27 protein-coding genes are annotated in these 23,651 nt (G+C 72.1%); 10 read left to right on the forward strand and 17 right to left on the reverse strand.

From position 1 onward, the window contains the following. Positions 1-2 precede the first annotated feature (2 nt). Genes BMW85_RS40475 through BMW85_RS40490 form a run of 4 tightly spaced genes read right to left on the reverse strand, consistent with a single transcriptional unit; the run spans position 3 to position 3,964 of the window. Positions 3-914, reverse strand: a complete 912-nt coding sequence (locus tag BMW85_RS40475) for a carbohydrate ABC transporter permease (protein ID WP_091092417.1) — start codon at positions 912-914, stop codon at positions 3-5. Continuing rightward, positions 914-2,323: an N-acetylglucosamine/diacetylchitobiose ABC transporter substrate-binding protein gene (ngcE, locus tag BMW85_RS40480; protein ID WP_091092419.1), complete on the reverse strand. Its 1,410-nt coding sequence runs from the start codon at positions 2,321-2,323 to the stop codon at positions 914-916. The genes BMW85_RS40475 and ngcE overlap by 1 nt, the downstream gene beginning before the upstream one ends. Before the next feature lie 36 nt (positions 2,324-2,359). Next, the gene (locus BMW85_RS40485; RefSeq protein WP_091092420.1) at positions 2,360-3,094 is read right to left on the reverse strand and encodes a sugar isomerase domain-containing protein; all 735 of its coding nucleotides are present in this window, start codon (positions 3,092-3,094) and stop codon (positions 2,360-2,362) included. Further along, positions 3,095-3,964, reverse strand: a complete 870-nt coding sequence (locus BMW85_RS40490; RefSeq protein WP_091092422.1) for a MurR/RpiR family transcriptional regulator — start codon at positions 3,962-3,964, stop codon at positions 3,095-3,097. It lies immediately after the preceding gene. A gap of 79 nt (positions 3,965-4,043) precedes the next feature. Here BMW85_RS40490 and BMW85_RS40495 point away from each other — a divergent pair, with 79 nt between their 5' ends. Next, positions 4,044-5,027: an N-acetylglucosamine kinase gene (locus tag BMW85_RS40495; protein WP_177241131.1), complete on the forward strand. Its 984-nt coding sequence runs from the start codon at positions 4,044-4,046 to the stop codon at positions 5,025-5,027. Here BMW85_RS40495 and BMW85_RS40500 read toward each other — a convergent pair. The 9 genes from BMW85_RS40500 to BMW85_RS40540 form a co-directional block, all read right to left on the reverse strand. Continuing rightward, positions 5,017-5,919 (reverse strand): hypothetical protein, encoded by a 903-nt coding sequence (locus BMW85_RS40500; RefSeq protein ID WP_091092423.1) that lies wholly within the window; start codon positions 5,917-5,919, stop codon positions 5,017-5,019. The genes BMW85_RS40495 and BMW85_RS40500 overlap by 11 nt on opposite strands. Beyond that, positions 5,916-6,461, reverse strand: coding sequence for an RNA polymerase sigma factor (locus tag BMW85_RS40505; protein WP_091092425.1), 546 nt, complete (start codon positions 6,459-6,461; stop codon positions 5,916-5,918). Before BMW85_RS40505 ends, BMW85_RS40500 begins: the two co-directional genes overlap by 4 nt. 85 nt (positions 6,462-6,546) lie before the next feature. After that, positions 6,547-7,365, reverse strand: a complete 819-nt coding sequence (locus tag BMW85_RS40510; protein WP_245775349.1) for a carbohydrate ABC transporter permease — start codon at positions 7,363-7,365, stop codon at positions 6,547-6,549. Next, positions 7,362-8,246 (reverse strand): carbohydrate ABC transporter permease, encoded by an 885-nt coding sequence (locus tag BMW85_RS40515; protein ID WP_091092428.1) that lies wholly within the window; start codon positions 8,244-8,246, stop codon positions 7,362-7,364. The genes BMW85_RS40510 and BMW85_RS40515 overlap by 4 nt, the downstream gene beginning before the upstream one ends. Continuing rightward, entirely contained in the window at positions 8,246-9,493 is a 1,248-nt protein-coding gene (locus tag BMW85_RS40520; protein ID WP_091092430.1) for an extracellular solute-binding protein, read from the reverse strand. Before BMW85_RS40520 ends, BMW85_RS40515 begins: the two co-directional genes overlap by 1 nt. A gap of 11 nt (positions 9,494-9,504) precedes the next feature. Then, positions 9,505-10,860: a cellulose binding domain-containing protein gene (locus tag BMW85_RS40525; protein WP_091092431.1), complete on the reverse strand. Its 1,356-nt coding sequence runs from the start codon at positions 10,858-10,860 to the stop codon at positions 9,505-9,507. A 73-nt stretch (positions 10,861-10,933) separates the two neighbouring features. Further along, the gene (locus BMW85_RS40530) at positions 10,934-11,680 is read right to left on the reverse strand and encodes a sugar isomerase domain-containing protein (RefSeq protein WP_091092433.1); all 747 of its coding nucleotides are present in this window, start codon (positions 11,678-11,680) and stop codon (positions 10,934-10,936) included. Next, complete coding sequence (locus BMW85_RS40535; protein ID WP_091092434.1) at positions 11,677-12,546, reverse strand: MurR/RpiR family transcriptional regulator; 870 nt, start codon at positions 12,544-12,546, stop codon at positions 11,677-11,679. Before BMW85_RS40535 ends, BMW85_RS40530 begins: the two co-directional genes overlap by 4 nt. Before the next feature lie 81 nt (positions 12,547-12,627). Further along, positions 12,628-13,707 (reverse strand): thiolase C-terminal domain-containing protein, encoded by a 1,080-nt coding sequence (locus BMW85_RS40540; RefSeq protein ID WP_425434411.1) that lies wholly within the window; start codon positions 13,705-13,707, stop codon positions 12,628-12,630. Between the two features lie 256 nt (positions 13,708-13,963). Here BMW85_RS40540 and BMW85_RS40545 point away from each other — a divergent pair, with 256 nt between their 5' ends. Both BMW85_RS40545 and BMW85_RS40550 read left to right on the forward strand, forming a co-directional pair. After that, complete coding sequence (locus BMW85_RS40545) at positions 13,964-14,812, forward strand: LysR family transcriptional regulator (RefSeq protein ID WP_091092435.1); 849 nt, start codon at positions 13,964-13,966, stop codon at positions 14,810-14,812. 31 nt (positions 14,813-14,843) lie between these two features. Further along, positions 14,844-15,461 carry a MerR family transcriptional regulator gene (locus tag BMW85_RS40550; protein ID WP_091092437.1) on the forward strand — a complete coding sequence of 206 codons (618 nt, stop codon included), beginning with the start codon at positions 14,844-14,846 and terminating at the stop codon, positions 15,459-15,461. Between the two features lie 4 nt (positions 15,462-15,465). Here BMW85_RS40550 and BMW85_RS40555 read toward each other — a convergent pair whose 3' ends face one another. Together BMW85_RS40555 and BMW85_RS48905 are read right to left on the reverse strand one after the other, a co-directional pair. Next, positions 15,466-16,356, reverse strand: coding sequence for a hypothetical protein (locus BMW85_RS40555; RefSeq protein WP_091092439.1), 891 nt, complete (start codon positions 16,354-16,356; stop codon positions 15,466-15,468). A 76-nt stretch (positions 16,357-16,432) separates the two neighbouring features. Further along, on the reverse strand, positions 16,433-16,591 hold the full coding sequence (locus BMW85_RS48905; protein ID WP_177241132.1) for a nuclear transport factor 2 family protein: 159 nt from the start codon (positions 16,589-16,591) through the stop codon (positions 16,433-16,435). 45 nt (positions 16,592-16,636) lie between these two features. Here BMW85_RS48905 and BMW85_RS51615 point away from each other — a divergent pair, with 45 nt between their 5' ends. The 3 genes from BMW85_RS51615 to BMW85_RS40565 are packed head-to-tail and all read left to right on the forward strand — an operon-like array spanning position 16,637 to position 17,382. Next, the gene (locus BMW85_RS51615) at positions 16,637-16,804 is read left to right on the forward strand and encodes a TetR family transcriptional regulator (RefSeq protein ID WP_281249677.1); all 168 of its coding nucleotides are present in this window, start codon (positions 16,637-16,639) and stop codon (positions 16,802-16,804) included. Beyond that, positions 16,756-16,932: a TetR/AcrR family transcriptional regulator gene (locus BMW85_RS50620; RefSeq protein WP_245775357.1), complete on the forward strand. Its 177-nt coding sequence runs from the start codon at positions 16,756-16,758 to the stop codon at positions 16,930-16,932. Before BMW85_RS51615 ends, BMW85_RS50620 begins: the two co-directional genes overlap by 49 nt. Positions 16,933-16,962: 30 nt before the next feature. Beyond that, positions 16,963-17,382, forward strand: coding sequence for a TIGR03668 family PPOX class F420-dependent oxidoreductase (locus BMW85_RS40565; RefSeq protein ID WP_091092442.1), 420 nt, complete (start codon positions 16,963-16,965; stop codon positions 17,380-17,382). On the opposite strand, the gene BMW85_RS40570 is transcribed toward BMW85_RS40565, so the two are convergent. Continuing rightward, positions 17,366-18,022: a ThuA domain-containing protein gene (locus tag BMW85_RS40570; RefSeq protein ID WP_218156152.1), complete on the reverse strand. Its 657-nt coding sequence runs from the start codon at positions 18,020-18,022 to the stop codon at positions 17,366-17,368. The genes BMW85_RS40565 and BMW85_RS40570 overlap by 17 nt on opposite strands. Before the next feature lie 126 nt (positions 18,023-18,148). Here BMW85_RS40570 and BMW85_RS40575 point away from each other — a divergent pair, with 126 nt between their 5' ends. Both BMW85_RS40575 and BMW85_RS40580 read left to right on the forward strand, forming a co-directional pair. After that, complete coding sequence (locus BMW85_RS40575) at positions 18,149-19,042, forward strand: RNA polymerase sigma-70 factor (protein ID WP_245775358.1); 894 nt, start codon at positions 18,149-18,151, stop codon at positions 19,040-19,042. 7 nt (positions 19,043-19,049) lie between these two features. Continuing rightward, positions 19,050-19,811: an SDR family NAD(P)-dependent oxidoreductase gene (locus tag BMW85_RS40580; protein ID WP_091092448.1), complete on the forward strand. Its 762-nt coding sequence runs from the start codon at positions 19,050-19,052 to the stop codon at positions 19,809-19,811. A gap of 25 nt (positions 19,812-19,836) precedes the next feature. Here the strand turns inward: BMW85_RS40580 and BMW85_RS40585 are convergent, their stop codons facing one another. Then, a complete protein-coding gene (locus BMW85_RS40585) occupies positions 19,837-20,409 on the reverse strand; it encodes a TetR/AcrR family transcriptional regulator (protein WP_177241133.1) in 573 nt (190 codons plus the stop codon). 108 nt (positions 20,410-20,517) lie between these two features. On the opposite strand from BMW85_RS40585, the gene BMW85_RS40590 reads away from it, so the two are divergent. Further along, on the forward strand, positions 20,518-22,167 hold the full coding sequence (locus BMW85_RS40590; RefSeq protein ID WP_091092451.1) for an NAD(P)/FAD-dependent oxidoreductase: 1,650 nt from the start codon (positions 20,518-20,520) through the stop codon (positions 22,165-22,167). After that, entirely contained in the window at positions 22,164-23,603 is a 1,440-nt protein-coding gene (locus BMW85_RS40595) for an ATP-binding protein (RefSeq protein WP_091092452.1), read from the forward strand. Before BMW85_RS40590 ends, BMW85_RS40595 begins: the two co-directional genes overlap by 4 nt. The last annotated feature ends 48 nt before the right edge of the window (positions 23,604-23,651 follow it).

Consider the following 23,651-nt stretch of genomic DNA (forward strand, 5'->3'; position numbering starts at 1 on the left):
CTCTAGTACTCGATTCGTTCGCGCCTGGACAGGCGCAGCGACAGGACGGAGAACCCGACGATGAAGACGAACATCATCACGCCGAGGGCGGAGGCGTAGCCGAAGCGGAAGTACTGGAAGGCGTTGCGGTAGATCTCGGCGGCCATGACCGTGGTGGACCAGTCGGGGCCGCCGTGCTGGTCGGTCATCACCCACACGATCGCGAACACGTCCAGGGCGAGGATGCCGAGGTAGACCCAGGCGACCTGAAGGGTGTCCCAGAGCAGCGGGAGCGTGATGCGGAAGAAGAGGCTGAGCCGGCCGGCGCCGTCGATCTGCGCCGCCTCGAACATGTCACGGGGGATGCTCGCCAGGCCCGCGGAGAACAGCACGACGTAGAAGCCGACGGCCTGCCACACCATGACGCCGAGCACCGACCAGAACGCCACGTCCGGGTCCGACAGGAACCCGATCGGCTTGATGCCGAGCGCCATGAGCGGGCCGTTGAGCATGCCGCTGCCGTCCGGCCGGAACACCTGCTGGAACAGCACCGCCACCACGGCGACGGCCAGCACCTGCGGGAAGAAGAACACCACGCGGTAGAACTTCGACCCGCGGATGCCGGTCACGCCCTGCGCGCCGCCCACGTTGAGCAGGAAGGCGAAGAACAGCGCGATGACGATCGTGCTCAGCGGCAGCAGCACCAGCAGGGCCGCGTTGTGCGTGACGGCCTTCCAGAAGATGTCGTCGCCGAACAGCCGGACGAAGTTGTCCAGGCCGACGAAGGCGGGCGTGGCCGTCACGCCCCGCCAGTCGGTCATCGCGATGTAGAACGCCTGGGCGTACGGCGAGATCACGTAGACCAGGTAGAGAATCACCGGGGCTGCCAGGAACGAGGTGATGAACAGCCCACGGCGATATCTGTTGAACAGCATCAGCGCTTGTACTTCTTGACGGAGGAGTCCTTCTTGATGTCGTCGGCCTTCTTCTGCAGGCGCTCCAGGTAGGCCTCCGGCTTGAGCCCGCCGGTCATGAGCTCGCCGGTGGCGGCGACGGCCTCGTCCTTGAGCTGGGCGTACCAGGTCTGCCAGCGGTAGTAGACGACGTTCTGCCCGGCGTCGGCGAACGCCTTGGTGGCGCTGGCCGCGCCCGGGGAGAGCTGACGGCCATCGCCCGCGCCCTTGACCACCGAGACGGTCTTGACCAGCTCGCTGAAGTCGCCGGCCGCCTTCTTCGACAGCATGGCGCGCAGGTACTCCATGCCGCCCTGCGGGTTGGCGGACCTGGACGGGACGATGAAGTTCTCGCTCGGCTGGCTGTGCAGGGTGCCGTACGGCATCGCGTCGGAGCCGGTGATGTCGGGGATGGGGAACATGCCGTACTCGAAGTCGGCCGGGGTGGTGGTCTTCTGCTCGTTCTCCAGCCAGGAGCCGGACGGCAGCATGGCGACCTTGTACTTGTTCTGGGCGGTCTGGGTCTGGACGTGGTCGAGGCCGGGGGTGCCCTCCAGGAGGTATTTGGCGCCGATCTCGGCCCAGGCGGTGGCCGAGGTCTTCATGGCCTCGCTGGTCCAGGCGCCGTCCTCCAGGTTGTCGATGTTGACCAGCACCTCGTTGCCGCCGATCTTGGCGGCCATGGTGAGCAGCGGCTCGTACAGGTATTGGGGGAACTTGCCGGCGTAGGTGAAGGGCGCCATCTTGCCGGACTTCTTGATGGTCTCGCAGAGCTTGAGGAACTCGTCCCAGGTCTTGGGCGGCTCCCAGCCGTTGTCGCGGAACGCCTTCTGCGAGTACCAGATGCCGAAGATGTAGTTGACGTAGCCGAGCACGCTGAAGGTGCCGTCGTAGGTGCCGAGGTCGATGACGGCCTGGTCGATGGTGTCGCGGACCTTGACGTTGGGGTCGTCCCAGCTCGGGGCGTCGAGCAGCGGCGTGAGGTCCTGGAGCTGGGAGTCCTGGGCGAGCGCGCCGAAGTCCATGGCGTTCGCGCCGGAGTTGTCGATCACTTCGGGCGGGTTGCCGCCGGCGAAGCGCGGCTGGAGGACCTTGGTGATCTCCTTGGTCGCGTTGTGCTTGATCGCGACCTCGGGATATTTGGCGGCGAACAGCGGCTGGTGGATGTTCTTGGCGTAGTCCTGGCCGAAGCCGCCGTCGAAGATCCACACCTCCAGCGGCTTCTTGCCGTCCACGCCGAAGGGGTTGGCGGCGCTGGTCGCGACCGGCGCGGCCGAGCCGGACGCCGCGGGCTTGGCGGCGGGGGTCGCGCACGCGGCGAGCGCGCCGGCCACGGGCACGAGGGCCGCGCCACGGAGGAGTTCACGCCTGCTGATATGGGGGGTGGGCATAACGGCTACTCCTGACTTCTTACGATTCGCGGATCGTCACGCTCCGCGCCTGATGCGGCCCTGGTAGCGGCTCTCCAGGGCCTTGTTGTGCTCGTCACCGCCCGTCACGTTCACGGACAGGTAGACCGGGGGCGTCTCCCCCAGCGCGACGAGCTCGTCCACCGCCTCGGTGACCACCATCTGCGCCAGCAGCGCCGAGGTGATCGTGGACACCGCGCCGTAACTGCCGCCGCCGGGCAGGTCGAGGATCGCGTCACCGTACGGCGCGCCGTTGTCCAGCACGACGTCGGCCAGGTCCATGAGCTTGGATCCTGACGGGTGACGCGAGGTCATCCCGGCGCTGTGCGCGACCGAGGTGAGGGCGATGAGGGGGTGGCCGCGGTCCTTGACGAGCCGGGCGAGCTCGACGACCGCGCCGTTGATGCCGGAGCTGGAGATCAGCACGAACACGTCCTGCGGCGCGACCGGCGCGAGCGCGTAGATCTCGTGCGCGACGGCGGGGTCGCGTTCCAGCTCGGGAGTGAGCACGCCCGGCGGGCGGCCGCCGTACAGGACCAGGTCGCGGGGCGAGAGGCGGTTGCTCGGCACGAGGCCGCCGGCCCGTCCGGCGATCTCCATGGCGACGGCCTCGGAGTGGCCGGAGCCGAACGCCTGGACCACCCCGCCATCCCTGAGCGCGGCCACCAGCAGCGCGGCGGCGCGCCGGACGGGCTCCGCCTGGCTCTCCGCGACCCGCCGGGCCAGCTCCAGGACCTCGTTGACGTACGACATTCAGCCTCTTTCCACCCGGTGACTCTCCACGGCGCTGATCGTGCGCTCGAACGCCTCGTTCGTGCGCTCGTAGGTGCGCTGGGCGACGGCCACGTACACGGCGTCCAGCACGAAGACCTGTGAGTGGACGGCGGCCAGCCCGCCCAGCCGGAACGTCGTCTCCCTGCTGGCGGTGGTCAGCACCAGGTCGGCCAGCTCGGCCAGCGGGCTGCGCGGGAAGGAGGTGACCGCGACCGTCAGCGCGCCGTGACTGCCCGCCTCGGCCAGCGCCTCCATGACCTCGCGGGTGCGGCCCCGGTGGCTGACGCCGACGGCCACGTCGCCCTCCTTGAGCAGCGCCGCCTCCGCCAGGGCCACGTGCGCGTCGCCCGCGCTCCAACCGGGGACGCCGATCCTGCGCAGCCGCCCCTCCAGCATCCTCGCGACGTCGCCGCTGGTGGAGACGCCGACCAGGAGCACCCGGGGAGCCGCCACGATCGCGTCGGCGACCCGGGCCACGGTGTCCAGGTCGAGCTGGGCGGCGGTGTCCTGGATGAGGCGGGTGTCGGCGGCGGCCATGACCTCGATGGCGCTGTCGAGCGGGTCGTCGGGCCCGATCTCGTGGCCCACGCCCGCGCCCCAGCCCGCCTGGGCGGCGCGGCCGGTCTCGGTGGCGAGGGCGACGCGCAGCTCGGCGTAGCCGGAGAAGCCGAAGGCCCGGCAGAACCTGGTCACGGTCGCGGGCGAGCTGCCGGCCCGCTCGGCCAGCGCGATGATCGTCGATCGCGCGGCCTCGGCGGGGTCGCCGAGTATCACCTCGCCGACCCGGCGCAACGCCTCCGGCAAACCGGGTAGTTCTGTCTCGACGCGTCCGAGCGCACCTGAAGTCACGAATATTCCTTCCGAATACCCGGCCTTGCGGCGAAAATTATTCTTGCTAACCGGCGTAGTCAACCCCCAGACTCGGACCGTGACGAAATCGGGAGTGGGCGGAGCGCTGGTGATCGGCGTGGACGCCGGAGCCACCTCCACCCGGGTCGCCGTGCACACGCTCGACGGCACGCGGGTGGGCTACGCGCGGGCCGGCGCGGGCAACCCCACCGCCCACGGGATGGTCAAGGCGGTGGCCGCCGTCGAGGAGGCGCTGTCGGCCGCGCTCGCCGGGCTCGACAGCGGGCGGGTCGTGGCCTCGCTGGCCGGGGTCGCCGGGCACGTGCCCGAGCTGACGCCGGAGCTGGCGAAGGTCTGGGCGGACCACGGCGTCGCCGAGGGGCCGCGGTGCGAGGGCGACCTGCTCATCGGGTACGTCGCCGGCTCCGCCGAGCCCGACGGCGCGCTGCTGCTGTCCGGCACCGGCGCGGCGGCGGCCAGGATCGCCGATTTCCGGCTCGACGCCGTCGCCGACGCGCTCGGCTGGCTGCTGGCCGACGCCGGCTCCGGGTTCTGGATCGGGCGCGCGGCGGCGATGGCCGTGGTGGACGCCTTCGACCGCGGCCTGCCGGTCACGGCGATCGACGACCCGGCGGAGCGGCTGGTGCCCCTGGTCGCGCGCGACTTCCTCGGCGCCGAACGGCCGGACACGCCGCGCGCGGTCGCCTCGCGGATCGTCCGGCTGGCGCAGGCCGACCACATGCGGCTGGCGACCCTCGCCGCGCTGGTCAGCAGGGCCGCCGCGGCGGGCGACCCGATGGCCGTCACGATCGTCGAGGACGCCGCCGACCGGCTGGCCGCCACGCTGCGCCGGGTGCACGTCTCCGGCCCGGTGGTGCTCGCCGGCAGCGTGCTGACCAGCGAAGGGCCGGTGCGCGCGGCCGTGACCGCGCGGCTGCCCGACGTGCCGATCGGCACCGCCCGCGACGCGGCCGGGGCGGCCGCCTGGCTGGCGGCCCGCCCGCTGCTGGAGGAGGGCGAGGCGAAGGCGCGGCACGGCGCCTTCACGGGGCTCAGTCCGTAGGGAACGCCTCGCCGCGGACCGGGTTCCTCGCCAGGTGCTCCTTCGTCACCAGGAGGCGGACCGCGCCGTCGCGGATGGACTCGGCGTCCCAGACGTACCAGCCTGGTCCCACCCCGGACGCCTCCTGTCCCGGCCGCGCCGAGAAGCCGCCGTTCGGGGACGGCGTGATGAGCTGGTAGACGACCTCCAGGCCGCGAGCCCGCGCCGCCGCGCTCACCTCGCCCACGGTCCGCCCGCCGATCTCGACGCCCTCCAGGGGCTCGCCCTCGGCGTCCGCGCGTCCCGGAGCCTCGTACGCCTCCCCCGGCCGCGCGGCGCGGCCGAGCTTGACCCAGGCCCGCCCCTCGAACGTGACCGGCAGCCTGATCACCAGCACGCAGCCGGGCCGCCCTACGACACATCCCGACGGCTCGCTGCCGGTCCTCATCGCCGTGCTCTCTCCCGTGGCGCCGCCCGCGCTCTCCACCCCGCTCTGCACCACGCCACCGGCCCGGCTCGGCCCGGCCGGCACGATCTGCAGGTGCACGTCGAGGCCCACAGCGGCGAACCCCCGGGTGTAAGCGTCGTACTGGGCGTAGGCGTCCTTGACGCGGGCCACCCACTCGCCGCCCTCCCTGGTGATGTCCAGCTCGGTGCTGGCGTAGACGGCGGTGCCGCCCGGACCGGACAACAGGCCCGGGCCGAGCACCGCCCCGGCGGCGAGCACCGCCGTGGCGGCGGCCCCCGCCAGGAGCCGCCTGGCGGGTGTACCGAGCCGGCGGGCACGGGGGGCCGGAGCGGGCTCCACGTGACCGGCGGTGATCGCGGCGAGCAGGGCCCGCGCCCCCTCCGTGGACGACTGCCCGGTCAGTTCCTCGTCGCGCACCCGCGCGAGGCGCGTCAACTCGTTCATGCGGTCTCCATCACGATGCGGCCTGCGGGAACGCCGGCCGCGGCCAGCGCCTTGGTCAGCCGCCGGCGCGCCCGGTGCAGCCGGATGCGCACGGCGTTGCGCGAGCAGCCCAGGACGGCGGCGATCTCGCCGTGGTCCAGCCCCTCCCAGGCGACCAGCGAGATCAGCTCGCGGTCGTCGTCCGACAGCACGGCGAGCGCCTGAACGACCGCCTCCAGGTCGGCGGGCGGGTCGTGGGCGGGCGAGTGGGCGCGGGCGTACAGATCGGCGAGGCCGGCGTCGAACGCCACCAGACGGGCGTGGCGGCGGTGCTCGCCGCGGCGGTGGTTGGCCAGCACGTTCCTGGCGACGCCGTAGAGCCACAGCCGGGCCTCGTCGCCGGGCGGCAGCGCGTCCACGCGCCGCCAGGCGATGGCGAAGGTCTCGGCCACCACGTCCGCGGCGTCCTCGGGAGAGTCGCAGCGGCGGACGGCGTAGCCCAGGATGCGGTCGTACGTCTGTCTGTAGACGGCCTCGAACCGGATCTTCCGGTCATCGTCCACGGGCAGTCCCCATGGTCGGCCTCCTCGGGGTCGGTGTCGGGACACCCTCTACATGTCGCCGGCCGCGTCGGCATTTCGCCCTGTTTCAGCCCTTGACCGCCCCCGCCGTCATCCCGGTGCCCACCCGCCGCTGCAGGAACAGGAAGAGCAGCAGCGCGGGCAGCGCGAACAGGCTCGCCGCCGCCATCGTGGCGCCCCAGTCGGTGCCGAAGACGTCGCGGAAGGACGACAACCACACCGGCAGCGTCCGCTTGTCCTGGTCCTTGATGATGAGCACGTTGACGAAGGCGAACTCGTTCCACGCCGTGATGAAGCCGAACAGGGAGGTCGCCATCAGCCCCGGCGCGAGCAGCGGGAAGATCACCCGGCGGAAGGCCACCAGCCGCGAGCAGCCGTCCACCTGCGCCGCCTCCTCCAGCTCCGCCGGGATCGCGGCGAGGAACCCGCGCAGCGTCACGATCGTGAACGGCAACGTGATCATGAAGTAGACGCCGCTCAGCATGGCCAGCGAGTCCAGCAGCTCGCTGTCGCGGGCGATGATGAACACCGGCACCAGCAGCGCCTCCCACGGCGCCATCTGCGCGGCGAACACCGCGACCACGAACGCCGAGCGCCCCCGCCACCGCATCCGCGCCACCGCGAACGCCGCCAGCAACGCCACCACCAGCGCGATCACCACCGCCGCCGCCGTCACCACGAGGCTGTTGCGCCAGTAGACCCAGAAGCCCGGCGCCTCGACCGCGGTGACGAAGTGCTCCAGGGTCGGATGCTCCGGCCAGAACGTGGGGGTGGCCGACTGGATGTCCCTGGTCGGCTTGAACGCGGTCAGAAACATCCAGTAGACCGGGAAGACCGTCGTGGCGAGCACCGCCAGCGCCGCCATATTGAGCAGGAGCCGCCTCACTGGCGCACCATCCTTCGCAGATTGCTGACCAGGGCCACGGCGAGCAGCACGACCGTGAGCATGGCGACCGCCGAGCCGAGGTCGTAGCGGTGCAGCACGCGGGCGACCTTGAACGCGTACACCGGCAGGGTCGTCGTGGCGCCGTCCGGGCCGCCCTGGCTGAGCACCCAGATCTGCGGGAAGCACTTGGCCACCCAGATCACCTCCAGCGAGGCGACCAGCGCGAAGAGCTGCCTGAGCATGGGCAGGGTGACCTTCATGAAGATCTGCGGGCCGCTGCCGCCGTCGATCCTGGCCGACTCGTACAGCTCGGACGGGATCGTGGTGAGCCCGGCGTAGAGGGTGAGCGCGGCGAACGGCACCGACTGCCACACCACGAGGATCACCAGCACCGCGAACGTGGCCGTGCCGTCGGCGAACCAGGTGTAGCCGCGGAAGGAGTCGAACCCGAGCGTGACCAGCAGCCAGTTGACCACGCCCAGCTCCGACTGGAACAGCCACTGGAACACGGTCGTGGCCGCGATGATCGGCGTGGCCCAGGCGAGGGCGAGCGCGCTCATCAGGGCCAGGCGCAGGCCGCGGCGCAGCCTCACCAGCATGAGGGCGACGCCCGTGGACAGCGTCACGATGAGCACGACGTTGATCGCCGTCCAGACGGCGGTGCGCCCCAGCACCCGCCAGAACTCCTCGCCGGCCAGCAGCTCGGCGTAGTTGTCCAGGCCGGCGAGGGTCGCCCCGCCCCGGATCAGCTCGCCCATCCGGAAGTGCTGGAACGAGATCACCGTCGCCTTGAGCAGCGGATACAGCAGCAGGAAGGCCCCGCCTGCCACCGCGGGCGCGATGAGCAGGTAGGGCCAGAGCGAGGTTGTGCGCTCCCGCATCAGGATCCGCTGTTCAGGGTCGTGGTGATGGTGTCCGAGACCTTCTTCGCCTCCGTCGCCGGGTCGGCGCCGGTGAGCACGGCGGTCATGTACTGCTTGATCACCGAGGTGGCCTCGACGGCGGCCCAGTTGGGGGTGTTGGGGGTGGCGCGGCCGTTGGCCGCCCCGGCCGCCATGGCGGCGGTGCCCTCGTCACCGGCCAGGACGCCGGCCAGCGAGGTGCGGTTCGGCACGAAGCTCATCGCCTTGGCCAGCTCGGTCTGGAACTTCTCCCCGGCCAGGGCCTTGACCAGCTCGTACGCCTCCTCCTGCCGTTGGGACGCGGCCGGGACGATGAGGTCGGAGCCGCCGGTGAAGACCGTGCCCGGCTTGTCCGCCGTCTTGCCGGGGATGGGGAAGAAGCCCATCTTGCCGGCCAGCTTCGGCTCCACCTCCAGCACGCGGGCGGCGACGCCGGGCACGGCGATGATCTGGGCGACCTTGCCCTGCGCGAACACCTCGTGCTGCGGCGGGTTGGCCTCGTCGGCGTCCTTCGGGCCCTTGCCGAGCGCCTGGAGCCGCCGGTAGAAGTCCATGCCGGCGAGGGCCTGCGGGGTGTCGAGGGCGCCCTTCCACCTGCCGCCCTCCTGGACGGCCAGGTCGCCGCCCTCGTCCCAGATGAAGCCGGCCAGGGCGTACCAGGTCTGGCCGGTCAGGTAGATGCCCTGGTCGCCGCCCCGGTCGAGCTTGGCGGTGATCTCCAGCCACTCGTCGCGGGTCTTCGGCGGCTCCTTGACGCCGGCCTTGGCCCAGAGGTCCTTGTTGTAGACGACGACGCGGTTGGCGGCGTACCACGGGATGCCGTACTGGTGGCCGTCGACGTTGCCCGGCTGGGCCAGGCCGGGCAGCCAGTCCTCGCCCTTCAGCTCGGCGATCTTCGCGGTCAGGTCGGTGACGCCGCCGCTCGCGGAGTACTGGGCGACCTGGGTGTTGCCGACCTCGATCACGTCGGGGGCGTCGGTGCTGGCCAGGGCCGCGGTGACGCGTTCGCCGATGCCGTCCCATGCCTGGATCTGCAGGTCGAGGTCGATGCCCTGGTGTGCGGCCTCGTACTCGGTCTCGAACGACTTCAGCAGGTCCTTCGTGACGCTGCCGTCCATGATCCAGACGGTCAGCTTGACCGGGCCCGCGGCGTTCTGGGGCTGCTCCGTGGCGCCGCAGGCGGCCAGCGCGAACACGGCCGCCAGCGCCAGGATGCGGTTGTTCATGGCGCTTCCTCTTAGGAGTTGGGGACGGTGTCGCGGAAGGCGGTGCCGGCGGCGCGCAGGGCGCCGACCCGGCTCACCACGTCGGCGGGCGGGACGACCTCGTTCTTGCTGTAGTAGAGCCAGTCGACCTGCTGGCGGTAGGTACGCGTGCCGGTGGCCGCCTGGAGGTCGATGAACCACTGGTTGAACATGATCCACATCGGGGTCTCGGGGTAGTAGATGTCCCCGTGGTCGGCGAAGAGCCGGCCGTCCACGTAGTAGCGGATCCGGCCGCCGGAGACCTGGATGACCAGGTCGTGCCAGCCCGCGAAGCTCGCCCGCTCCTCGGTGTGGGTGTTCACGGCCTGCCAGGGGTCGCCCTGGTAGGTCTCCCAGCTCGTGGTGTAGAGGATGTTCGACGGCTCGCCCCAGCCGCCGTTCGGGAGGTACTCGAAGTCCAGCTCGCCGTAGTCGGGGTCCAGGTTGAAGCGGAGCGGGGTGATGGTGAAGAACGTCTGCACGACGTGCTCGCCGTCGGGGCCGCTGGTGGGCGCGTCGGTGAAGCGCACACGGGCGCCGTAGGTGCCCTCGAAGAACTTGCGGTTCGCGGTGGACAGCTCGGCCTGTACGGTGCCGGCGGCGGTGCCGTTCGTGGTGGAGTCGAGCGTCAGCAGGCCGCCGGGGAACGAGACGGCCGACGGCGACCAGGTCGCGCCGGGCACGCCGGGACCGCCGGAGCTGGAGCGTACGTTCCAGCCGCGCTGGGCGAGCAGCGGGTCGGAGGGGCCCGAGTAGGTGAAGTCGTCGAACAGCACGCCCGTCGAGCCGGGGCCGGTCGGTGTGATGGTGGGCGTCGGCGTCGGCTCGGTGCCGTGGGGCTTGCCCCAGGCGAGCGCGCCGTTGACGTGCACGGTCGCCTTGTCCCAGTTCGCGTAGGCGGTGCCGGGGCCGTAGGAGTAGTCGTCGCTCTGCGTGAACGTCTGCCAGTCGGCGCGGTAGAAACGCAGTTGCAGGTCGCCGGTGTCGGCGCCGGGGGCGAGGGAGCCCGAGGTGAAGCCGACCTCCAGATACTGGTCGGCGCCCGACTGGCGGACGAACCGGCCGGTCACCGTCGAACAGCTCACCACGGCCCAGGAGCAGGCGAAGCGGTAGGTCTCGGTGCCCGTGAGGTAGTAGCGGATGACGACCTGGTTGAGCTGGATGGTGGTGGTGCCGTCGTTGAAGAGCTTGAACCAGGGCTCGGACTGGGCGGTGGTCGCGCCGGGGGCGCTGGTGCGGTACTGGAGGCGTACGGACTGGGCGGCGCCGGCCGGGGTGACGAGGGCGCCGACGAGGAGGACGAGCGGGAGGGCTAAGGAGAGGACGATTTTGGCGATTTTTCTGGACATGGGGGGTGTCTCCTTGCATGCCGGACTGGCCTCATGGCGAGGCCCGGAGGAGCAGGGTGATCAGGCTGGGTGATCAGGCGCCGCGCCGGATGCGGCCGGCGTAGCGGGCTTCGAGCGTGAGGTTGTGGGCGTCGCCCTCCGGGACGTTCGCGGAGAGGTACACCGGCGGGATCTCGCCCGCGTCGAGCAGGTTGCGCACGGTGCGGGTCACGACGAGCTGGGCCAGCAGCGCCGAGGTGATGGTGGAGACGGCCCCGACGGCGCCGCCGCCGGGCAGAGGGAGCACGGCGTCGCCGTAGGGCGCGCGGTTGTCGAGGACGACGTCGGCGAGGTCGGCGAGCCGCCGGCCCGACGGGTGACGGGAGGGGACGGCTTCGGTGTGGGCGCGCGAGGTGATCGCGACCAGGTCGTGACCGCGCTCCTTGACCAGCGTGGCGAGCTCGACGACCACGCCATTGACGCCCGAGTTGGAGATGAGGACGAACAGGTCGTGCGGCTGCACGGGGGCCAGGTCGAGGATCGTGCGGGCAACGGCGGGGTCGCGTTCGAGGTCGTAGCGGTCCAGCTCGGCGCGGGGCGCGTCGCCGTACAGGACGATGTCCCTGAGCGCGAGCCGGTTGGTGGGGACGAGGCCGCCGGCCCGGCCGGCGATTTCCATGGCGACGGCCTCGGAGTGTCCCGAGCCGAACGCCTGGATGACGCCGCCCGCGGTCAGCGCCTTGGTGAAGAGGTCGGCGGCGCGGTCGAGCTCGGGGTCGGCGGGCAGCTCGTGGACGAGGGCGGCGACCTGCGCGGCGTATTGTTCCGGATCTATTGTCATGAATCCCCTTCCGGTAGGCGGTGTCCGGCGACGGCGCGGACGGTGACGTCGAACGCCTGCTTGGTGCGCTCGTACGTGCGCTGCGCGACCGACACGTACACGACGTCGAGCACCAGGAGCTGCGAGTGGATCGCGGCGAACCCCTCCGATCGGAAGCTCGTCGCCCGGCTGGCCGTGGTCAGCACCAGCTCTGCCACCTCCGCGAGCGGCGAGCGCGGCTGCGAGGTGACCGCCACGGTGATCGCGCCGTGGCTGCCCGCCTCCGCCAGCACCTCGATGACCTCGCGGGTGCGCCCGCTGTGCGAGATGCCGATCGCCACATCGCCCTGACCGAGCAGCGCGGCGTCGGTCAGCGCGCTGTGGGCGTCGGACCTGCTCCAGGTCGGCACCCGCATGCGCTGCAGGCGGTACTCCATCTCGCTGGCCACGGCCGCGCTGCTCGACACCCCGAACAGCAGCACCCGCCCCGCCCGCGCCACCGCCTGCGCGACCTTCTCCACCACGGCGAGGTCGAGCTGGTCGGCGGTCTCCTGGATCAGGCGGATGTCGTTGCCGGACACCACGCCGAGCACCTTGTCGAGGCTGTCGTCGGGGAGGATCTCCTGGCCGATGTCGGTCTGCCAGGTCTGCCGCGCCTGCCGGCCGGTCTCGGTGGCGACGGCGACGCGCAGTTCGGCGTACCCGGCGAAGCCGAGCGCGCGGCAGAAGCGGGTGATGGTCGCCGTGGAGGTCCCGCTCCGCTCGGCGAGGTCCACGATCGTCAGCCGGGCAGCCTCGGCGGGGGCGGCGAGGATGGTCTCGGCCACCTTGCGGAGAGCGTCGGGCAGATCGGGACGTTCGGCCTGGATGCGGGTGAGAAGTTCCACGCCGTGAAAATTATGCACAGCATCTGGTGCCGTCAAGGTGTTCGGGCGATAATTTTTGACATGTCATTCCGGGCGGCGCTCTCAAGCGGTGAGGAGGGCCGCGCTGCCGTAGCTGCCGCCGAAGCCGGTCACCAGGGCCACCTCGTGGCGGCCCGCCCGCAGCTCCCTCACTGCCTGGGCCACGTTGTTGAGCCCGTGCACGTAGCCCTCCGACAGCAGGCCGCCGTGCGGGTTGACCCAGGCGTGGTGGCGCTCCAGCAGGTAGTCCCCCAGCTCCTCGCGGACGACCAGCCCGAAGTCCTCCAGCTGCCTGGGCACCAGCCACGAGTACGCGTCGTAGGGCAGCATCACGTCCACGTCCGCGGGCCGCAGGCCGGAGGCGTCCCAGAGCATGGGGGCCACGTACGCCGAGAAGATCGCGCTCACGTCGGCCGCCCGGTCCATCGACGAGCAGCCCGGCCCGCCCCCGCGCACGACCGCCCGCACCCGTGGCCCGTCCAGCTCGCCGCTCACCAGCAGCGCGCAGGCCCCGTCGGTCTCCTGGCAGCAGTCCACGGTGCGCAGCGGCGTGGCGACGTACGGGCGGGCGAGGTAGCCGGCGAGGTCCAGCGGCTCCCGCCGCGGCGCCCGGGGGTTGTCCCTGGCGTTCTCCCTGGACTGGGCGACGACGGCGTGCAGGTGCTCCTCGGTCAGGCCGGTCTCGTGCAGGTAGCGGGTGGCGGCCAGGGCGAACAGCGGGATCGGCCCGGCGAGCCCGTACGTGAGCCGTTCCTGGGGGCCGGTGGAGACGGTGTTCATGCGCCGGCCGGACCGGCCGTTGAGCGCGCGGTAGATCAGGACGTGCCTGGCCAGCCCGGCGTGGATCAGCATGGCCGCGTCGCCGAGGATCGAGGCCGCCTGCGTGCCGCCGCCGGCGATGTCGTTGTGCCAGCCGAGCCGTTCGACGCCGAGGGCGCGGGCGACCTGGACGACGGGCGCGGAGTCGCCGAGGTGGTAGCTGAGCATCGCGTCCACGTCGCCGGGCCGCAGGCCGGCGTCGGCGCAGGCGGCGCGGCACGCCTCGACGGCGAGCTCCAGCTCGGCGCGCCCGGAGCGACGGGTCAGCGCCGTCATCCCGATCCCGGCCACGGCGGCCCGCCCGGCGAACGCCTGGGTTCCCACCCGCCCACGCTATCCGGCCAAGCGCTTGCTAGGCAAGCGCGTATCGGCCGGCCGCAATCCCGCCCCCGGCCCGCCCGGAGCCCGCCCTCCGTGACGGCCCGGCACCATCGGCGGCGCCCGCCACCAGCCCGTACGGCCCTGTCCCCGGCGAGGTCACGCTCCCCTGGTGACTGAGCGTCTTCACGGGAGCTGTCGCGTCTTGTAATACGGAGGTGCGATCTTCCGACAGCCCATCACCATCACCCCGAGGTGAGCGATGGATCTACGCTACGTCCGGTACGCCATGGCGATCGCACGGGCGGGCAGCCTGCGCCGCGCCGCCGCCGCGCTGCACATCGCCCAGCCCACGCTGTCGGAGCAGCTCCGGGCGCTGGAGAAGGAGGTCGGCGTCGAGCTGTTCAGCCGCTCCTCCAGCGGCGTGCAGCTCACCGAGGCCGGCGAGGCGTTCCTCGCCCAGGCCACGGTCGCGGTGGACGCCTTCGAGCGGGCCGTGGCGGCGGCCAGGAGCGGCGGCAGGGACGCCCGCCTCGGCGTCGCCGACGGCCTGGCCGACGTGGTCGCCCGCGTGCTGTCGCAGCTCCACGGCCTGCGGCTACGCGTGGCCCCCATGAGCACCGCCGAGCAGATCGTCTCCATCGTGGACGGCACCCTGCAGGCGGGCCTCGGGTACGCCCCCGGCTCGCTGCCGCGCGGCGTGGCCCGGATGCTGGTCCACCGCTTCCCCGTGCGCGCGCTGATGCACCGCGACCACCCGCTCGCCGGGGCGGACGCGGTGTCGCTGGCGGACCTCGCCGCCGAGCCGCTGGTGATGCCGGAGTCGGACGCGGTGGCGGGCGCGCGGCGGTTCCTGGAGGGCTTCGTCCGCCATCGCCTGCATCCCCGGCTCGGCCCGTCCGCCGCGACCCACGACCTGGCGATCACGATGATCAAGCGCGGCGCCGGCTACACGCTCTGCGTGCACGAGGGGACGCCGGTGCCGGACGCCCTGACCTTCCTGCCGGTGAAGGAGGACGTGCCGCCGCTGGAGGTGGTCTTCCTCTGGAACCGGCAGGCGGACGTTCCTGAGCTGGTCAGCGCGGCCCGCCACGTCGCCCGTACTGGATAGCTGTATTATCCAATGGCGCTATCATCCAGGGATGCGCATCTCCGAACTCAGCTCCCGCTCCGGCGTCGCCATCCCCACGATCAAGTACTACCTGCGCGAGGGGCTGCTGCACCAGGGCGCGCAGACGGCGGCGACCCGCGCCGAGTACGACGACTCGCACCTGCGCAGGCTCCGCCTCGTCAGGGCGCTGCTGGAGGTGGGCAAGCTGCCGGTGGCCTCGATCAAGACGATCATCGAGGCCGTGGACGACGAGGCGCTGCCCATCCACGAGATGCTCGGCACCGCCCACTACGCCCTCGGCCCCACGGTCGAGCCGGAGCCCGGCGAGGAGTGGCGCACCGCCCGCGCCGACGTGGACGCCCTCATCGACGACCTCGGCTGGCGGATCCACCCGCAGGCCCCGACCCGCGACGAGCTGGCCCAGACGCTGGTGCGGATGCGCCAGCTCGGCCTCCGCGTCGACCTGCGGCCCTACGTCGAGGCGGCGCGCCGGCTGGTCGCCGAGGTCGAGATGGACACCATCCCCTTCGACGGGCCGCGCGACGCCGCCGTGGAGGCGCTGGTGCTGGGCTCGGTGCTGTACGGCAAGGCGTTCGACGCGCTGCGCCGCATGGCCCAGGAGTCGGAGTCGGCCCGCCGGTTGACGTAGCTGTTCAGAGCAGACCGTTGGCCCGCAGGAGCCGCACCGCCCGCACGGTGACCGCGCCGCGCCACTCCAGGGACCCGGCGGGCGAGATCCGCGCGAAGTCCACCGTCCAGCCGCCGTCGTCCTGCTGGCCCTCCGCCAGGCGTACGAGGTCGGCGGCGATCACCTCCGGCGCGAACAGCTCGCGGACCGGCCGCCCGGGGAACGGCGCGAAGTCGAGCGGCCGCAGCGCCTCGTCCGCCGTGCCGCCCTCGACGGGCACCCGGCCGTCCGCCGGGATGTACCCGGCCAGCCGCTTCAGCAGGTCCGCGGCGCGGGGCTCGGTGTCGTGCACGGCGTCGAGGAAGCCGACGGCGAACGACAGCACGTACGCGTGCGGCCGCTCCTCCAGCGCCTGGATCGCGTCCAGGCAGTAGCGGGTGGCCCGGGCCAGCCACGGGTGAGCGGCCACGGCCGGGTCGTGGGCGGCCACCCGGTGCGCGGCCGCGGCCGACACGGCGGTGGTCTGCAGGGACGACACGGCCGGATCGGCGCCCGCCCACCAGGGCGCGGTGCCGTCGGCCACGGTCAGCGGCAGCGCGAACGGCAGCCCGCCGTCCGGCAGCGTCACCGACTCCAGGTAGTCGCAGAGCGCCACGGCCGCCGCGGAGGTGCGCGGCGCGACCTCCTCGAACACCTCGAAGGCGTGCAGCGCGGCGCCCGGCTGACTCTCCGGCGAGCGCAGGTCGGGCTCCAGTCCCCACCCGTAGCCGCCGTCCGCGTTGCGGTAGCCCTCCAGAGCGGCCAGCACGCCCGCCTCGCCGCCGCCACCGCCCATGAGCGACGCGTACCGTCTGCGGTCGAGCAGCCGTGCGTGGGTCGCGAGGAAGCCGGGGATCAGGTCGAGGTTCACGTTCATGGGCCCATCGTGCCCGGGGCCGCGACGTGCAGTCTTGTAGGTTCCGGACACCGGCCGCCCAGCCGCCCGGCACGGCTCAGCCGCCGAGTGCCTTGAGGAGCGGCAGCGGGTTGATGTAGTCGCGGTAGGAGACCACCTGCCCGTCGCGCACGCGGATCACCGCCACGGGCCGCTGCTCGAAGGGCGCGCCGGTGGCGGTGACCGTGCCGCGCGCGGTGTACTCGACGATCACCACCTCCGCCGCACCCGGGCCGAACAGCGCCGCGACAGTGAGGAGCGCATCCTCGCCGCGGCCCGCGAGATCTTCGTCGAGCGCGGCTACGAGCGCACCACCATCCGCGCGGTGGCCGCCGCCGCAGGGGTCAACGCCGGGCGGGGGCCCGCCGATGGCTGGAGGACATCGAGGAGGCCGTTCCCGCCGCCGACGCCGACCTGCGCGCCGGGCTGATCGGCGCGATCATGACGGGCGTGGTCGTGGACCGCTACCTGCTCAAGCTCGGCGCGGTGGCCGACGCGCCCGCGGAGGACATCCTGGCCCTCCTGCGCCCCTGCTTCGAGAGCCTGACGAGAGACTAGGACGAAGGACCAGGACGAGGGGCTGGGCGGATGAACGAGGAGGAGGCGCGGCGCCGGTTCGCCGCGGCGCGGGTGGCGCGGCTGGCCACGGTGCGCGGCGACGGCACGCCGCGCCTGGTGCCCGTCGTGTTCGCCGTGATCGGAGGGCGCGTGGTGAACGCGGTGGACCACAAGCCGAAGACGACCACCGACCTGCGCCGGCTGGCCGACATCCGCGCCGATCCGCGCGTCACCCTGCTGGCCGACCACTACGACGAGGACTGGTCGCTGCTGTGGTGGGTCCGCGCCGACGGCCTGGCCAGAGTCGCCGCGGCCGGCACGGAGCGCGAGGAGGCGCTGGACGCGCTGACGGCGAAATACCCGCAGTACCGCGAGCGCCGCCCCGCCGGACCCGCCGTCGTGGTGGAGGTGACCCGCTGGCGCGGCTGGGCGGCTACTCCGCCACCGTGACCGGCTGTTTGAGCAGCCAGAGCGCGGCCCGCTTGAGCATCGTCCTGTGCACCTCGTTGTCGTAGGAGCGGGTGTCGTGGCCGAGTGCGTCGTAGAAGACCCGGCCGCGCCGCACCGGCCGCGCCCACACCAGCGGCTGGCCGTTCGCCGAGGCCAGCGGCTCGACGTCGGGCAGGAGGTCGAGGTCGCTGTAGACCTCGTCCACCACGTCGAAGTCGCGCAGGCCCGCCACCACCGGATGCGAGCCGTGGACGCGCACGCTCGTCCAGCCGAGCGCCGGATGGTGCGACTTGGGCCAGACCCAGCGTCCGCCGAGCACGCGCGGCCAGCCCTGCCAGTCGTCGAAGCAGATGGACGCCGCGTGCATGCACAGCAGTCCGCCGCCCCGGTCGAGATGGTCGAGGATCGCGGTGCGGGCCTCGCCCGGCAGCTCGAAGCGCCACTGGGGGCGTAGGTCGGCGAAGCGGTCCTGGCCCATCCCCCAGCGCAGCGCGTTGACGGTGATGAGCTGGACCTCCGGCGGCTCGCTGAGCGCGCCCGCGATGTCCTCGGTGATCTCGGAGTCGACCCCCACCTCGGTCAGCAGCTCCGCCAGGGCGGCCGACGTGGCGGCGAAGTCGTGGAACAGGCCTCCCGACAAAATCAGATTTCTTGCCACTCGCCCAGCTCATCACGGTTGTGGCGGCATTACCATCCCGGGACGTCACCGCCGGCGACGGCCGAACCGGCGGCCCCGGCGTTCCACCTGCCGGGAGGAGACGGCATGATGCCTGGCGTGGAGACCCGAACGGACGCCGAGTTGGACTTCGAACAGCACCGGCCGATGCTGCTCGGGCTGGCCTACCGCCTGCTCGGCAGCATGTGGGACGCCGAGGACGTGGTGCAGGAGGCCTGGCTGCGCTGGCAGGGCACCGACCGGGACCAGGTCAGGGAGCCGCGGGCGTTCCTGGTGACGGTGGTGTCGCGGCTGGCGCTGGACCAGCTCCGCTCGGCGCGGGTGAAACGGGAGGCGTACACCGGGCCGTGGCTGCCCGAGCCAGTCGCGACGGGCGAGGCCGGGCCCATGGACACCGCCGAGCTGCGCGACACCGTCTCCTACGCGACCCTGCACCTGATGGAGCGGCTGTCGCCGCCGGAGCGGGCGGTGTTCGTGCTGCGGGAGGCGTTCGAGCTGCCCTACGACCAGATCTCCGAGATCGTCGACGTCTCGGTGGCCAACGCCCGCCAGCTCCACCGCCGGGCCTCGGTGCGGCTGGCCGACGGCCGCGACCGGTTCACGCCCTCGGCGGAGGATCACACGCGGCTGCTGCGCAGGTTCGTGGCGGCGGCGTCCGGCGGCGACCTCGACGCGCTGAAGGACCTGTTCCACGAGGACGTCGTGGCCTGGAACGACGGCGGCGGCAAGGTGCGCGCCGCACTGCGCCCGATCCTCGGCCGGCACAAGGTGGTGGCCTTCCTGGGCGGCCTGCTCAGCCGCTACGACTACAGCGGCGCCCGCATGCTGGACGTCAACGGCCAGGCGGCTGTCTGGACGCGGTTCGGCGAGAGCGACCAGCTCACCATGATCGAGATCAGGGACGGCCGGATCCACGGCATCTACAGCGTCCTCAACCCGGACAAACTCGCCCGGGTCCGCCCGGGCGATCAAAACGCCCTATAGTCAGCCCATGGATCTCGGCATCTCGGGCAAGGTCGCCCTGGTCACCGGAGGCAGCGCGGGCATCGGACTCGCCACGGCCAAGAGCCTCGCGCGCGAGGGCTGCGACGTCTGCGTCGTCGGCCGCACCCCCGAACGTCTCGCGGACGCGGTGGTGGAACTCCAGGAGTTCGGCAAGGTCGTGCACGCCGTGCTGGCCGACGTGGAGGACCCGTCGGCCGCCCGGCGCGTCGTGGAGGAGACCCGCGACGTGCTCGGCCCGGTGGACATCCTGGTCGCCAACGCGGGCGGCCCGCCGCCCGGCCGCTTCACCGACGCGAGCCTCGCCGACTGGGACGTCGCCGTCCAGCGCAACCTGCTCGGCACCGTACGCCTGATCCACGCCGTGCTGCCGGAGATGCGCTCGCGCGGCTGGGGCCGGATCGTGACGATCACCAGCCGGTCGGTGCGCGAGGCGCTGGACGGCCTCGCCCTGTCCAACGCCACCCGCTCGGCCGTGGCCGGGGTGGTGCGCACGCTCGCCCGCGAGGTCGCCGGCGACGGCGTGCTGGTCAACAACGTGCTTCCGGGCCCCATCGACACCGACCGGCTGCGCGAGACGTCGGGCGGCGAGGAGAACCTCGCCGAACGCGGCAGGTCGGTGCCGGTGGGCCGGATCGGGCGGCCCGAGGAGGTGGGGGACGTCGTGGCGTTCCTGGCCAGCGAGCGGGCGTCGTTCGTGAACGGCGTGTCGCTGCTGGTAGACGGCGGCGAGAGCCGCGTCATCGCCTGAGCCCGGATCAGCGCCCGAGCCCGGGTCAGCGCCTGAGCAGCGTGCGCACGATCGAAGCGGCCCAGGTGGCGTCGTCGTCCGGCGGATCGACGTAGTAGGACAGGTTGGCCCGGTGGAAGCAGGCGCCCATGAGCATGGACGCCGCCGCGCCCGCGTCGATCTTCCGGTCGATCCGGTCGCGGTCCTGCTCGCCGGCGATCACGTCGGCGAGCGCCAGGATCGGCAGGTGCGGGCCCGACCCGCTCCTGGCGAGCATGGTACGGAACCCCTCCGTGAGCGAGGGGTCGGCCAGCACGCCCGCGGCGATGCCCGCCGCCCGCGTGTAGAACTCCAGCGCGGCCAGCGTGAACGCGGTGAGATGGTCGGCCACGTCGCCGGTGCCGGCCGCGAGCCGCAGCCGGGTGAGCGCGGGGCCGAGCGCGGGCAGCCGCTCCAGCAGCACCGCGAGCAGCAGCGACTCCTTTCCGGGGAAGTGCTTGTAGAGCAGCGCCTCGGAGCAGCCGGCCGCCGCCGCGATGCGCTTGGTGGTCGCGCCCACGATGCCGAACTCGCGGACGACCTGCTCGGCGGCGTCGACGATGCGCTCGCGGGTGCCCATCCGCCCATCATAGGAGCGCTGACCTGAGCGGGTTCCCGCCTGGTCGCCCGCGCATGACATGCTTCCCATAGGGGCCGTTTCAGGGACCAAAGGGGAGAGGCAAAACGCATGGACAAGCCGGTCATCGTGACGGTGGACGACGACCCGGGCGTCTCGCGGGCAGTGGCGCGCGACCTGCGGCGCCGCTACGGCCAGGAATACCGCATCGTCCGTGCCGAGACCGCCCTCGACGGCATCGAGGCCGTCAAGGAGATGCGGCTGCGCGGCGACGACGTGGCGGCCATCCTGGCCGACTACCGCATGCCGCAGATGAACGGGGTGCAGTTCCTCGAAGCCGCCATGGACATGTACCCGTACGCGCGGCGCGTGCTGCTGACCGCCTACGCCGACACCGAGGCGGCCATCCAGGCCATCAACGTCGTGGACCTCGACCACTACCTGCTCAAGCCGTGGGACCCGCCGGAGGAGAAGTTCTACCCGGTCATCGACGGGCAGCTCGACGCGTGGCTGCGCACCGACCGGATCGAACGCTCCGAGCTGCGGGTCGTGGGCGACCGGTGGTCGGCGCAGTCCTACCAGGTGCGCGACTTCCTGGCCCGCAACCACGTGCCCTACCAGTGGATGCTCTCCGAGGACCCGGAGGGCGCGCAGCTCGTGAAGGCGGCCGGCGAGGGCTGCCACCTGCCGCTGGTGGTCACCACCGACGGCACCACGCTGGAGTCGCCCGACCAGGCCACGCTGGCCACGGCCGTCGGCCTGTCCACCACCCCGGCCACCGACTTCTACGACCTGATCGTGGTCGGCGGCGGCCCGGCCGGGCTGGGCGCGGCCGTCTACGGCGCCTCGGAAGGGCTCAACACCGTGCTCGTCGAGTCGCACTCCTCGGGCGGCCAGGCGGGCCAGAGCTCCCGGATCGAGAACTACCTGGGCTTCCCCGACGGCGTCTCCGGCCAGCAGCTCGCCGACCGGGCGCGGCGGCAGGCGCTGAAGTTCGGGGCCGAGCTGCTGACCGCGCGCAAGGTGACCCTGCTGGAGCCGCGCGGCCAGGCCCGGGTGGTCGGCTTCAAGGACGGCGGCGAGATCGCCGCGCACGCGGTCATCCTGGCCACCGGCGTCACCTACCGGCGGCTGGACGCGCCGGGCCTGGACGAGTTCGTCGGCCGGGGCGTCTTCTACGGCGCCGCGCTCACCGAGGCGCCCGCCTGCTCCGACGCCGAGGTCCACATCGTGGGCGCGGCCAACTCGGCCGGGCAGGCCGCCGTCTACCTGGCGGGATTCGCGAGCAAGGTTCACTTGTTGGTGAGGGGTGATGGTTTGGAGAAGTCCATGTCCCACTACCTCATCGAGCAGATCGCCGCGATCCCCAACATCGAGGTGCACCTGGAGACGGAGGTCGCCGGAGGCGGCGGCACCGGTCACCTGGAGCGGCTGACGCTGTCCACCAGGGGCGAGGAGCGCACGGTCGACGCCCAGTGGCTGTTCGTCTTCATCGGCGCGGAGCCGTTCACCTCGTGGCTGGGCGAGACTGTCGAGCGCGACCCGCGCGGGTTCGTACTGACCGGGCCCGACCTGGTCCAGGGCGGCCGGCGGCCGCGCAACTGGCCGCTGCGGCGCGAGCCTTACTACCTGGAGACCAACGTGCCCGGGGTGTTCGCCGCGGGCGACGTACGGGCCGAGTCGATCAAGAGAGTGGCCTCCGCCGTCGGGGAGGGCGCGATGGCCGTCGCGCTCGTGCACCGCTACCTGGAGAAGCAATGACCGAGACAGACGCCCGCGTCGACATCGACGAGCTGCGCAAACTCTTCCTGTTCGAGCGGCTGAACGACGCCCAGCTCGCCAAGCTCGCCGACAGCGGCCGGATGGCGACGTTCGCGGCGGACGAGGACATCGTCCGGCAGGGCGATCCGGCCGACTGTTTCGCCGTGCTGATCGAGGGCGAGATCCAGATGATCAGCGAGACGGTCAGCGCCGGCACCGTCGCCATGCCGCGCGTCTCCCAGCCCGGCGTGTACGGCGGCGCCACCAGCGCCTACCTCGGCGACCGCGCCCCCCAGACCTACCAGCACACGCTGCGCGCCACCGCGCCGTCGCGGATGTTCATCCTGCCCGCCAGGAAGTTCGCCTACATCGTGGCCGAATGGTTCCCGATGGCGATGCACCTGCTCGACGGCATGCTGTCGGGCGGGCGCATGCAGCGCGAGATCATCGACCGGCGGCAGCGGCTGACCGCACTCGGCACCATCACCGCGGGCCTCACCCACGAGCTGAACAATCCGGCCGCGGCGGCCGTACGCGCCGTCGGCGAGCTGCGCCAGCTCATCAAGAACTCCCGGCTGCAGCTCGCCCAGCTCGCCGAGGACGGCATCCCGCCGGAGAAGCTGCGGACGCTCATCGAGGCGCAGGAGGCGTGCACGAGCAAGCTGGGCAGGCAGCCGCAGCGTTCGCCGCTGGAGATCTCCGACGCCGAGGACGAGCTCGGCGAGGCGCTGGAGGAGCTGGGCGTGGAGGACGCCTGGGACCTCGCCCCCGCGCTGGTCCAGGCCGAGTTCTCGCCCGAGGACCTGGAGAAGATCCGCGGCAAGGTGGGCGAGGAGCACGCCCCGGCGGCGGTGCGCTGGCTGGCCGAGGCCGTCGAGATCTCGCAGATGCTGAGCGAGGTGGGCGAGGCGACCGAGCGCATCACCACGCTGATCCGCTCGGCGAAGCAGTACTCCCAGATGGACCGGGCGCCGTTCCAGAACGTGGACGTGCACGAGCTGCTGGACAGCACGCTCGCCATCTTCCGCGGCAAGATCCCGCCCGGCATCACGGTGGTCACCGACTACGACCGTACGCTGCCGCCCATCCCCTGCTACGCGGGCGAGCTCAACCAGGTGTGGACGAACCTCATCCACAACGCACTCGACGCCATGGAGGACGTCGGCACGCTGACCGTCCGCACGGCGTACGACGAGGACGAGGCGATCGTCGAGATCGGCGACACCGGCCACGGGGTGCCCGAGGCGATCCTGGACCGCATCTTCGAGCCGTTCTTCACGACCAAGAGCGTGGGCGAGGGCACGGGGCTCGGCCTGGACATCTCCTACCGCATCGTGGCCGGCCGGCACGGCGGCGAGATCAAGGTGCGCTCGGTGCCCGGCGAGACGTGGTTCGAGGTGCGCCTGCCGCTGCGGGAGCCGGTGCCGGCGGCCTGAACTGCCGCGCCGGCGATGAGTTTCGGGGCCCGCGCCGGTCTTCTCTCT

It is taken from the genome of Nonomuraea wenchangensis (genome assembly GCF_900111685.1).
Classification (GTDB): domain Bacteria; phylum Actinomycetota; class Actinomycetes; order Streptosporangiales; family Streptosporangiaceae; genus Nonomuraea; species Nonomuraea wenchangensis.

Excerpts from the sequence above, each read along its gene's own strand:
- BMW85_RS40520 (WP_091092430.1), bottom strand. The coding sequence starts at position 9,493 with ATGAACAACCGCATCCTGGCGCTGGCGGCCGTGTTCGCGCTGGCCGCC.
- BMW85_RS40580 (WP_091092448.1), top strand. The coding sequence starts at position 19,050 with ATGGATCTCGGCATCTCGGGCAAGGTCGCCCTGGTCACCGGAGGCAGC.
- BMW85_RS40525 (WP_091092431.1), bottom strand. The coding sequence starts at position 10,860 with ATGTCCAGAAAAATCGCCAAAATCGTCCTCTCCTTAGCCCTCCCGCTC.
- BMW85_RS40595 (WP_091092452.1), top strand. The coding sequence starts at position 22,164 with ATGACCGAGACAGACGCCCGCGTCGACATCGACGAGCTGCGCAAACTC.
- BMW85_RS40475 (WP_091092417.1), bottom strand. The coding sequence starts at position 914 with ATGCTGTTCAACAGATATCGCCGTGGGCTGTTCATCACCTCGTTCCTG.
- BMW85_RS40545 (WP_091092435.1), top strand. The coding sequence starts at position 13,964 with ATGGATCTACGCTACGTCCGGTACGCCATGGCGATCGCACGGGCGGGC.
- BMW85_RS40565 (WP_091092442.1), top strand. The coding sequence starts at position 16,963 with ATGAACGAGGAGGAGGCGCGGCGCCGGTTCGCCGCGGCGCGGGTGGCG.
- BMW85_RS40575 (WP_245775358.1), top strand. The coding sequence starts at position 18,149 with ATGCCTGGCGTGGAGACCCGAACGGACGCCGAGTTGGACTTCGAACAG.
- BMW85_RS40530 (WP_091092433.1), bottom strand. The coding sequence starts at position 11,680 with ATGACAATAGATCCGGAACAATACGCCGCGCAGGTCGCCGCCCTCGTC.
- BMW85_RS40500 (WP_091092423.1), bottom strand. The coding sequence starts at position 5,919 with ATGAACGAGTTGACGCGCCTCGCGCGGGTGCGCGACGAGGAACTGACC.
- BMW85_RS40585 (WP_177241133.1), bottom strand. The coding sequence starts at position 20,409 with ATGGGCACCCGCGAGCGCATCGTCGACGCCGCCGAGCAGGTCGTCCGC.
- BMW85_RS40485 (WP_091092420.1), bottom strand. The coding sequence starts at position 3,094 with ATGTCGTACGTCAACGAGGTCCTGGAGCTGGCCCGGCGGGTCGCGGAG.
- ngcE (WP_091092419.1), bottom strand. The coding sequence starts at position 2,323 with ATGCCCACCCCCCATATCAGCAGGCGTGAACTCCTCCGTGGCGCGGCC.
- BMW85_RS40590 (WP_091092451.1), top strand. The coding sequence starts at position 20,518 with ATGGACAAGCCGGTCATCGTGACGGTGGACGACGACCCGGGCGTCTCG.
- BMW85_RS40555 (WP_091092439.1), bottom strand. The coding sequence starts at position 16,356 with ATGAACGTGAACCTCGACCTGATCCCCGGCTTCCTCGCGACCCACGCA.
- BMW85_RS40550 (WP_091092437.1), top strand. The coding sequence starts at position 14,844 with ATGCGCATCTCCGAACTCAGCTCCCGCTCCGGCGTCGCCATCCCCACG.
- BMW85_RS40515 (WP_091092428.1), bottom strand. The coding sequence starts at position 8,246 with ATGCGGGAGCGCACAACCTCGCTCTGGCCCTACCTGCTCATCGCGCCC.